Here is a 9793-nt window from a genome sequence, read left to right on the forward strand (position 1 = left end):
TTCAGAAATTATATGCGATAGAAGCAGAATTAAGAAAAAAGACGGATGGTACAGCGGAAGACCGCTGCGAATACCGACAACAGCATAGTCAACCGATCATGCAACAACTATATGAATGGCTCAACCAACATCAGCTGACGGTGCCATCGAGTTCTCCAACCGCCCGGGCGATCAATTACAGCCTAAAACGTTGGACTGCTTTAAGCCGCTATCTGGATGATGGCAATCTACCCATTGACAATAATTGGATAGAGAACCAAATGCGTCCCTGGGCCTTGGGGCGTAAGAACTGGCTATTTGCAGGTTCGCTGCGCAGTGGTCAACGAGCTGCCAATATCATGACTTTAATCCAGTCAGCAAAGCTGAATGGCTTGGATCCGTATGACTATTTAAGTGATGTGCTGAAAAGGTTGCCAACACATAAAGTGCCCCAAATAGAAGAATTACTACCTCACCGCTGGAAACCTGAACCCCGTTAAAACTTGGCGATGGCGTTCAGCGGATGCTTACGTTGAACCAAACTATTAACTGCAGAATATTATTCAATTATTCTCAATTTAAAAATATAAACATTTCTTCTTTATTTATAAAAAATTTTTCAAATATAATAGTTTTAAATTAACCATTAATATCTATATACATAATAAAATTAGCAACATTTAAAATAAAAAATATTCTTTAATTGTAATTTCATTATGCGACATGGTGTCGCTAATATAGCTTTAAACTTACATGAAATCCAATTGTATGGCCTGCACATAAAATATGAATAGCCACCAAAATTCTAGACACACATAAAGATGAAATGGACTGCCACCAGGCTCCTAGACAAATTTCGTCTATTCTTGGTTAAATTGATTACCGAACGTGGATATTACGTCACTGATCTAGCAGAATGCTTAGGTGTATCACATCACAGCACAGTATTTATAAATGGCTAAAGGCCGGTACAGCCTTTACGCAACAACCCTGATGAACATGAGCTGCTTGAGGCAAAGAAAGCAATCCTTCGTCTTAAAAGTCAGCTTATTAAACAGACTGAAGAGGAATGAGACATCCTAAAGTGAAAGCATTGGTGAACCGTACCGGGTTTGTCGGAGACTTCATCACTTTCTATAAAATTTTAATCTTTTGCCAAGATACTTGATCTAAAGAAGCAAACCATCGCTTATACTTTTGATCGTAAACTGTTTAACCAATTCAATAAATTCATCCATGAGTTTGGTAACAATCCTTATTAAAATACAAAACGCCCAATGGAGTTCATCAGGCGTTTGTTTGAAATAAGGTTTAACCTATTTTAATAGCCAGACATAAATTAATTTAAGACTTCTGCTCAATTTTTAATTGATCGCTACTACCAATCTGCGCCCTTGCATTATAAGGAAGCTGTGCATTTACATGCATCACCTGTTCAATGTGCTCAATACGTTTAGAAATGACAGTATCAATATGGGCCTGCATTTGCTTTTTACTCTCAACCACAGAGGCAACGACAATATGACAACGTTCATTCAGTTTCTTCAACTGTTCTGTCTTGAAATCAAAATGCTTTGCCATTTCTCGATCAATACCACTCATATAAAGTTTTCGGCTGTCTGATTCCTCTGGGAATTTGTTTGCTATATCCAACATCTGTGGAACTTTTGAAAACATAAAGTCGTCATTTTCGATGTCTTTTCCCAGATCAGCATACATTGCTTCAACTTTCTGAACTTGTTCCTGACTACCATTCTCCAAGAGAACCAAACGCTCTTCAGCGAGCAAATTGACCTCTTTAAGCATTTGCATCATTGAGCCTTGCATCGCCTGAAAGCCTTTGCATCGAGCTTCAATCATCACTGCTTCAAGACGAGCATTGACTTCCATCAATTCAAGCTGAGCATTTTTTACTAAATCGACCCGTTCATTTTCCAGTTTAGCAACTTCCACCTTATCTGGATCGTAATTGGTCACGGTCGAGCTTGTAGATGTTGAATATGAACCGCCATAATCACGATCATGCCCTCCTCCTGTGCTACCCGAAGACCCGCTAAAAACACTTTTGGCAAAACTAACGGCACCACCGACTAAATCACCTAGAAAACTCACACCTATCCCCTTTTATTTCTGTAATGCTTTACGCATTTTAAAAATCAATGTATTTACGTCTTTTTCTCGTTGTGCCAATGCTTCACTATAGCTTTGAGCATCCTGCAAACATGCAGCTAAGTTCTGCTGTTGAACTTTACGTAATTCGTCACTCATGATCAGAAGAACGTCATCACGTTCTATAAGTTGTTCTTTGGCTAGAAAATCTGTGATTTGATTGACCACGCCTTGCTGCCAAGCTTCACTAAAACGTATTAACCAAATCTTTTGCGCCGTTGTTTTGGTATTAAAGATGACCTTTTCCAACTGCTGCATAAACTGATGAACAAGCTTGGTGAGTTCTTGCTCTTTTTCAAGCTTCTCTTGACGATGACCATTCGGCTGGAATGCGTAAGTTGTATGAATACCTAAACGCTTTTGCAAATAAAACTGATCCAATTCATTCTGATACTGTTCAATACAAGGCAGAACATCAAGTACAGTTTGTTCATCTATAAGTTTGTTTAAGCCAGCATCCAACAAAGGCTGAATCTGTTTTAAAAGGGATAAACGCTCACTGCGCCATTCTGCAAACCATTTTGCAATTTCTTCCGATTCAATACTGTTATCTAGACCTAACTGCATTAAGTCCTGCTGATATTTATCTACCAGAATGAAGTAATCCTCTGCTGATTTACGCAGAACGCTTACTATTGATTTCACAAAATCCAATGATTGATCCAACCATTCCATTTCTTTTAATGTCTTGGTACAGAGTATTGCAGTATGTTCTGCAAGCAGTTCAAAACTTGGACGCAATTGTTGCTCAATTTGTGCCAAACCCACCAATGTATTGGTTTGCTCTAAATTGAGAGAAATCTGCTGAGATTCTGAAAATAAATTAATTAAGTTTGAACGCAACGGCGTTAAGCCTATATCAAGACGTTTTTTTAGCTGTTGCAATTGCGATTCAAGTAACTGCTTTTCTTCAGCAGTCACATTCATACTTACAGTTATCTTTTTATCTAGCTCCTGCTTTAATTCAAGGGCAGTCTTCACTAGATCTAGATTGTCATTTTCCCATTCATCAATTTTACCTAAAAGACTATTCAGCCATTTTTGTGCAGAAAGACTGTACTGCCACACAGATTTATTGATTTCATCAATATTATAATTTTGTATTTCAACAAGAAAGTCATAAGACACTTTACCCACATTTGATACCGCCGCATTTGACAGATCATCATAAGTTAGACCAAGACCCAAAAGTTTTTTCTCTAATTGTCTTTTTTCATAGTAAATTTCAAAAATGCTATTGTACTCATCACATTGTTTCTTAGCTATATTCAATCTGTTCTGATAATCAACATTGGATTCATTGTGAAACTGATCCAAGAAGGGCTCAAAAATCGGCATCCATCCTTTATCTATAAAGAAATTCAAAATTATTTTGCTTTTTTCCCTTCCGATCATACTCGGATGATCTGGTAATAATTTTGGATTATTCAATACCCTCAGTACAGGGAATACACTATGGTTTAAGTAATTCTGATAATTTCCTGTGACATACCAAGAAAAAGAATCATTTGCGCTGAAGCCTGTTATATAGTTAATCTTTTTTAATTGGCCTAATTTATCTATATGCTTTGAAATAAATATGCCAGTCGCCTTAGATCCTCTAAATTTTTTTGGATAGTCTAATTTTAAATTATGTGAGCCTTGTTTAAAAAAATATGAACCTTTAGTTCTATCAGTTTTCTCATCATAATAAAAAATCTCAGATAGAATTTCCCATCGCCCTTTTTCAATATCGTTAGGCCCATAAGATTTTTTTACCTCGTTCCATTCACGATAGGCAACATGTTTAACGTGGTTAAAATTTGGAAATAAAAAACCAGTTCTACGATCAAATACAACAAATGGCTTATTTTTAAAAGTAAACCAATTCTGCTCTTCTATAGCCTCATATAAAGTATCCTCTACATCACCATAAGCAAGTAGTTTCTGATTTACTTCGATTAACTGCACTTTTAATACATTTATTTCTTTTTGATCGTCATATTTGATTTTGGAAACCGTATTCACATTACCCCCTAACATTTAAACTATTTCTTAAAAATTCTTCTGTTCTTTATTGATCAACACATCATAAATAATATGCGCAAACTGCCTCATCTTTGCAGGATCGCTCATGAGCTGTGTCATTTGCTCAGTATGTGCATCATTGCTATCCAATACGGCGTCATCAAGCGCCGTATCAAACTCACCGAGCATCGCCTGCTCACGGGTGTTATTTTGAATCTGCTTCATCATCCGCACGTTTTCAGACATCTTATCTGCCACGGTATGAACATAATTAATCATGTCTTTATCGGTCAGCTTATCCGTGATAAAGATCTCATTCACACGGCTTAAAATCACCGACAAGAAGTCTTCCTTCTTGTCTTTCGCCTTGGCTGTACCCAAGTCATTCCCAGGTTCAAGTTTATGCTCAGTACTGTCTGCTTTAAGCTGAATATCCTGCTGACGAAGCTTAGACAAGCGGTAATGGCTCATCGCCACATTACTCAGATCAATCTCATCTTCATCCGCTGCTTGTTCACGTAGCATCGGACGTAAGTTACGCGCAAAAAGACTGAGCTTCTCAAGTTCTTGATCATCATATTCCACGATCTGAGACATAAACTCATAGAACCGGGTAAAGCTACCCAAGTCCTTTTTGAAGATTTCCAAAGCATCACGAGCTTTCTTCGCTTCTGCAAATTCATTTTCAGCATTGGCAATCAATACAGGCTCACCTGTTCGCTTGGTAATCTCTAAACGGTTCTTGGTGACATCATAATCATTGATAGCTTGTTTATAACGATGCTGCCAGCGTTGTAAAGCGGGCTTACAGATGTTTGCGAGGGCTGCACTGGATTTATTTTTGCTGTAGAAGGCCTCAACGAACTGTTCTACCTCAGTCCAGAGGAAAATACCTGAGGCTTTCAGCTTTTCAAACAGATCATAAACCTGATCAGGATTGGATACATCCGCCAGTTCTGCTGTTTGATAATACGGTTGGAAAGCATCGAGAATGTCTTGTGGATCGTTAAAGAAGTCGAGAACAAAGGTGCCTGTTTCAGATTTCGCAGGATAGGTACGGTTTAAGCGCGATAAGGTCTGTACGCATTCCACACCACCCAATTTCTTATCGACGTACATGGCACACAGTTTTGGCTGGTCAAAACCGGTCTGAAACTTATTCGCCACAATCATCACCTGAAAGTCATCACTGTCGAATGCCTTACGCATCTCACGACCTTTCAGATTTGGATTCATATTGCTTTCAGTAAATTTCTGACCTAACAGATGGCTACTGTCTGCATCATTGGCATTAAATTCAACATCGCCTGAGAATGCCACCATGGCTTGAATGTTGGCATACTTCTGTTCAGCAATGTATTTATCAAAGGCTTGTTTATAACGCACTGCTTCTTTACGAGAACTGGTCACCACCATGGCTTTGGCTTGTCCACCGAGTAAGCCCATAATATTCTTCTTGAAATGCTCAATGATGATATGCACTTTTTGCGAGATATTATGATCGTGTAAGCGTACCCACTGATTCAGCTTGGTCTTGGCTTTCTTGGCATCGACCTGAGCATCTTTTTCTTCGATCTTCTGCTTGAGCTTGTAGATGACTTTATAGTTGGTGTAATTCTTCAGCACATCCAGAATAAAGCCTTCTTCAATCGCTTGGCGCATCGAATAGACATGATATGCCACAGGAATATTGGTTTTCGACGGCGGCATGCTTGGATCAGGCAAGCGTCCAAACAGTTGTAAGGTTTTATCCTTTGGTGTTGCGGTAAAGGCATAGAAGCTTAGGTTTGCACTGCCCTTACGTGATGCCATCACTGCATCGAGTACATCTTCCGAAGAAAGCTGCTCATCTTCTTCACGCTCTTCAATCATCAGGGTTTCTTTGAGCTGACGCGCCGTGGAACCACTTTGGGATGAATGCGCTTCATCGGCAATGACGGCGTATTTACGTTCTTTTAAACTGGTGCTGTTTTCAATGGCACGCAGTACAAACGGGAAGGTCTGAATGGTGACAATGATAATCGGCTGCGCCATTTCCAAGGCTTTTGCCAGTTTCTCGGATTTAGAGCCATCACCTTCTTTATTGTTAATCCGCCCCACGACACCATCGGCATGTTCAAACTGATAGATGGTATCCTGAAGCTGTGCATCCAGGATGGTTCGGTCTGTCACCACAATCACCGAATCAAACATCTTTTTATTGTTGGCATCATACAGACTGGAAAGCTGATGCGCCGTCCATGCAATCGAGTTGGATTTACCCGAACCGGCACTGTGCTGAATCAGGTATTTTTGTCCTGTGCCTTCTTTAAGGGAATCTTGAACTAGGTTATTCACCACTTTCCATTGGTGATAACGGGGGAAGATCAGGCTTTCTTTTTTGTATTTACGCCCTTCCCAGTCTTCCTTTTCTTCAATCTGTAAATGAATAAAGTTACCCAAAATATTCAGCAAGCTATCGGGTGTTAAGACTTCATTCCATAAATAGCCTGTGGCGTATTCGTTGACATCTTCAGGGACATCATTACCTGCACCTTGTTCCTTGGTGCCTTTGTTAAATGGCAGGAAGTAGGTGCTGTCACCATTCAAATGCGTCGCCATATAGACTTCATACTGACTGACGGCAAAATGCACCAATGCCCCGCGTTTAAACATCAGCAAGGGTTCAGGCTTATTGGTTTCAGGGTCTTTGGGCAGTCGGGTTTTTCGGTACTGTGTCATGGCATTTTGCACAGCCTGTTTGAACTCGGACTTGAGCTCCAAAGTTGCCACAGGAAAGCCGTTGATAAACAGGACCAGATCGATGCGCCATTTTTTGGCTTGTTTGCCTGTTGCTTCTAATTCGGCTTTGGATGTATATGGGCTATACACCAGTTCAGGCACGACACGGCAGATATTTTGCTGATAGCGTTGATTCAGTTCGGGGTTTAAGCCATGTTCAGGTTTAAACTGACAGAATGAAAAGCGTGTGCCGCGGGTCTTGATGCCATGACGGAGTATGCCCAATGTGCCATAACTACGGGATTCAACATCGGTGGCATTGATATCGGCTTTTTTAAGCTGAGCCACCACGGTATCTAAAAAATGGCGCTCGGTATCATTGGGAAAAATGTTTTTAAATTTCTGCCACTCGACCTGTTGGGTCTTTTGTACAAAGTCGAGTACGTCTTGTTCATACAGGGCTTTTTCACAATTGTAGCCTTGCCCAGAACCCACAATCCAGCCATGCGTTTGCATTTGCGCAATAATATCTTGCTGGAAGATAGTTTCTAAAGTTGCATCCGATCTCATGTTTCCCCTACCCCTAAATACTCAAATTTCTTTATTACTGTTCTATTTGCCAAACTGGATAGCTTTGCCAATCTTCAGGGAAGCCCATCGCTGTTTTTGATATGTTGTGATGTGTCAAAAGCAGATCAACCAGACGTTTACGCCATGTATGCTGCGGGGCGATTTTGTCCATGAAATAAAGTAGAAATACCAGACTGTTATAAATTTTTCGATCTGATGCGTTGGTATTTTCAAAATTGCATTGCACCCGAAGCCCCATCGGCTTACTGCGCGGCTTGGCAATGGTTTTGGTAAACTTGCGGTTCCATAGTCTTGAATGATGAGCACAGGTATTTCTTAAGTAGACAAAATGCTGCAATAAGCCTTCAAACTGTTTTTCATCGCAATCAAAATGACTGGAAATGGCTTTACGTGTCTGAATCGGTGCCAAGAGCTGATACCATTTGGACAGTTGCCCAAAACTCATGACTTCGCAGGTTGCCCAAATCGGTGGTAATTCAGGATCATCATAGGTACGTTTATAGTGTTCTATAAAGACTTCATCTGCCCGGGACACTTCAGTTTTCAGTGATTCGAGTAAGCTTTGCCATCTAAAGGTGGGTTTAAAGTACTGACCTTGCAGATAGGCGTGACAACCATGCCGATGTGCCAATTCATAGGCAAAACGGGTACGAACGGCAACTTCCAGGCGTTCTATGGCATCCAGGATGAGTAACCTTAATTCACGATCAAAAACATATAACTCTAAAACCTGTTCAAAACTGGTCTCTGGTTTAAAGCAATGTGGTAAGTGGGTATCTTCAAATGGAAGCCAATAGGCACCTAAGCGATAATAATTGATTTGCTCTAGGTAAAATTGTGCCTGTTGTTCATTGGCAAATTGCATGCCACGCGCTTTTAATAATTCGATTTGTTCAGCAAAAGTTTTGGCAGGCTTGTTAAAAGATTTCATAGATGGCTTGCCCCTATTTTTATATTTTTTAGGGCTCCAGAAACAAGTAACCCGACAGTTTGAGGATGCAATTGCTTGCCTAGCCTTGTCGGGTGTTGTTGAGCATATAGTGAATCATTGCAATTATTTATGCAATGATTTTTTGTATCTGCTTGATTCCACATTTGTTTGAGGCAACTGAGAATATTCATGCGCTAAACTCCGTTTTAGCCTCATTGGGGTGTTGCCAGTTGCGTACGTCGATTTTGCCTGTGACCGCAGAGGATATAAGTGCTGTACGGCGCTCACCTAGGAGATTAGAAGCATTAATCGCTTGATCAATCAACCGATCCATATCTGCAAGTTTGATCTTTAACTCATCTACTAATATTTTTTGTTCATGCATCGGAGGTAATACAAAATTCATTTTTGACAATGTAGATATGTAGATATGTTTGATAGTTGTACCGCCAGCATCAAATATTATTTTGCTCTGATAATCAGCACCGGAAAAGGCTCTAACTAGAAACTCAGGTAGCACAATTTTTTTATGAAGCCTTAAAAGAGCTACGGACTGACTAATGCAAACTTCATTATCACCATCAAATAGCGCCGTTCTCCCAAGGGTTCCATCCTTTGTAACTAATATATCACCTGCTTGCGGTTTACTTTTAGGGGACAATAGATTCCTAAATGCTTCTATAGACGTGCGTCTTGCCCCCTCATACTTCACTCGTCCAAACTCAATATCTGTGGCCGTCAGCATGTAAGGCCCTTCATCTGTTGAAGGCATGGGATTGGTGAATCCATAAGAAATGAATTCACATAGCCAACCTACTCTACTCACCTCCCAATGTGCCGGAACCTCACCTAACCATTCAACACCTGAATCTTTCATTGGAACATCAGGATTTAAACCTTTGGTCACGGCATGGCTAATTACCGCTTGACGTTTTTCTTTAAGCAATTCAATCAGCTTTTCTTGTTTGGCAATCAGGCTGTCAATTTTTGCGGTTTCATGGTCGAGGAAATTGGAGATTTGAATTTGTTCATCTAAGGGGCATTTAATTACAACTGTATTAATTAAGTCTCCCATATAAATTCCACCTTGAGCACTCGATTTAATCAAAGATTCAAGTTGAGATTGATATGCCTTTGACTCAATAAAATATTTATAAAATTGAGGATTACCTTTCTTATTAAGTCTCATAAAAGAAACACTTCGCTGAAAAGCTAAAGACTTATCAAAAGGATAAACAAAAGAACGACCAATAGTTCCCACACAAGTAACTAAAATATCTCCTTTTTTTGGAAATCCATTACTAGGGTGTGTCCTCATTTGGCTTTGCACCAAATAAATATACAGGCTATACGAATCATAGATTTATAATTGCGTGCCAGTTTATCAAATCGAGT

6 protein-coding genes are annotated in these 9793 nt (G+C 39.8%); 1 reads left to right on the forward strand and 5 read right to left on the reverse strand.

The features are described from left to right. Window positions 1-479 (forward strand): transposase (locus tag ACIG3F_RS15720; RefSeq protein ID WP_396470498.1); only part of this gene is annotated, 479 nt, incomplete at its 5' end. Between the two features lie 844 nt (window positions 480-1323). On the opposite strand, the gene ACIG3F_RS15725 is transcribed toward ACIG3F_RS15720, so the two are convergent. From ACIG3F_RS15725 to ACIG3F_RS15745, 5 genes are all read right to left on the reverse strand, one after another. Continuing rightward, window positions 1324-2091 (reverse strand): hypothetical protein, encoded by a 768-nt coding sequence (locus ACIG3F_RS15725; protein ID WP_180186143.1) that lies wholly within the window; start codon window positions 2089-2091, stop codon window positions 1324-1326. A 12-nt stretch (window positions 2092-2103) separates the two neighbouring features. Beyond that, window positions 2104-4155, reverse strand: a complete 2052-nt coding sequence (locus tag ACIG3F_RS15730) for a hypothetical protein (RefSeq protein ID WP_180186144.1) — start codon at window positions 4153-4155, stop codon at window positions 2104-2106. 27 nt (window positions 4156-4182) lie between these two features. Further along, window positions 4183-7446 (reverse strand): type I restriction endonuclease subunit R, encoded by a 3264-nt coding sequence (locus ACIG3F_RS15735; protein WP_396470500.1) that lies wholly within the window; start codon window positions 7444-7446, stop codon window positions 4183-4185. Between the two features lie 34 nt (window positions 7447-7480). Further along, window positions 7481-8398, reverse strand: coding sequence for an Abi family protein (locus ACIG3F_RS15740; RefSeq protein WP_396470502.1), 918 nt, complete (start codon window positions 8396-8398; stop codon window positions 7481-7483). Between the two features lie 187 nt (window positions 8399-8585). Continuing rightward, window positions 8586-9716, reverse strand: coding sequence for a restriction endonuclease subunit S (locus tag ACIG3F_RS15745; protein ID WP_396470503.1), 1131 nt, complete (start codon window positions 9714-9716; stop codon window positions 8586-8588). Between the last annotated feature and the right edge of the window lie 77 nt (window positions 9717-9793).

Origin of the sequence: Acinetobacter sp. NPDC052428, from assembly GCF_044547685.1 — a bacterium.
Lineage (GTDB): Bacteria > Pseudomonadota > Gammaproteobacteria > Pseudomonadales > Moraxellaceae > Acinetobacter > Acinetobacter lwoffii_G.

Bases quoted from the DNA above. Each gene is read 5' to 3' on its own strand.
- ACIG3F_RS15735 (WP_396470500.1), bottom strand. From the start codon at position 7,446: ATGAGATCGGATGCAACTTTAGAAACTATCTTCCAGCAAGATATTATT.
- ACIG3F_RS15740 (WP_396470502.1), bottom strand. From the start codon at position 8,398: ATGAAATCTTTTAACAAGCCTGCCAAAACTTTTGCTGAACAAATCGAA.
- ACIG3F_RS15745 (WP_396470503.1), bottom strand. From the start codon at position 9,716: ATGAGGACACACCCTAGTAATGGATTTCCAAAAAAAGGAGATATTTTA.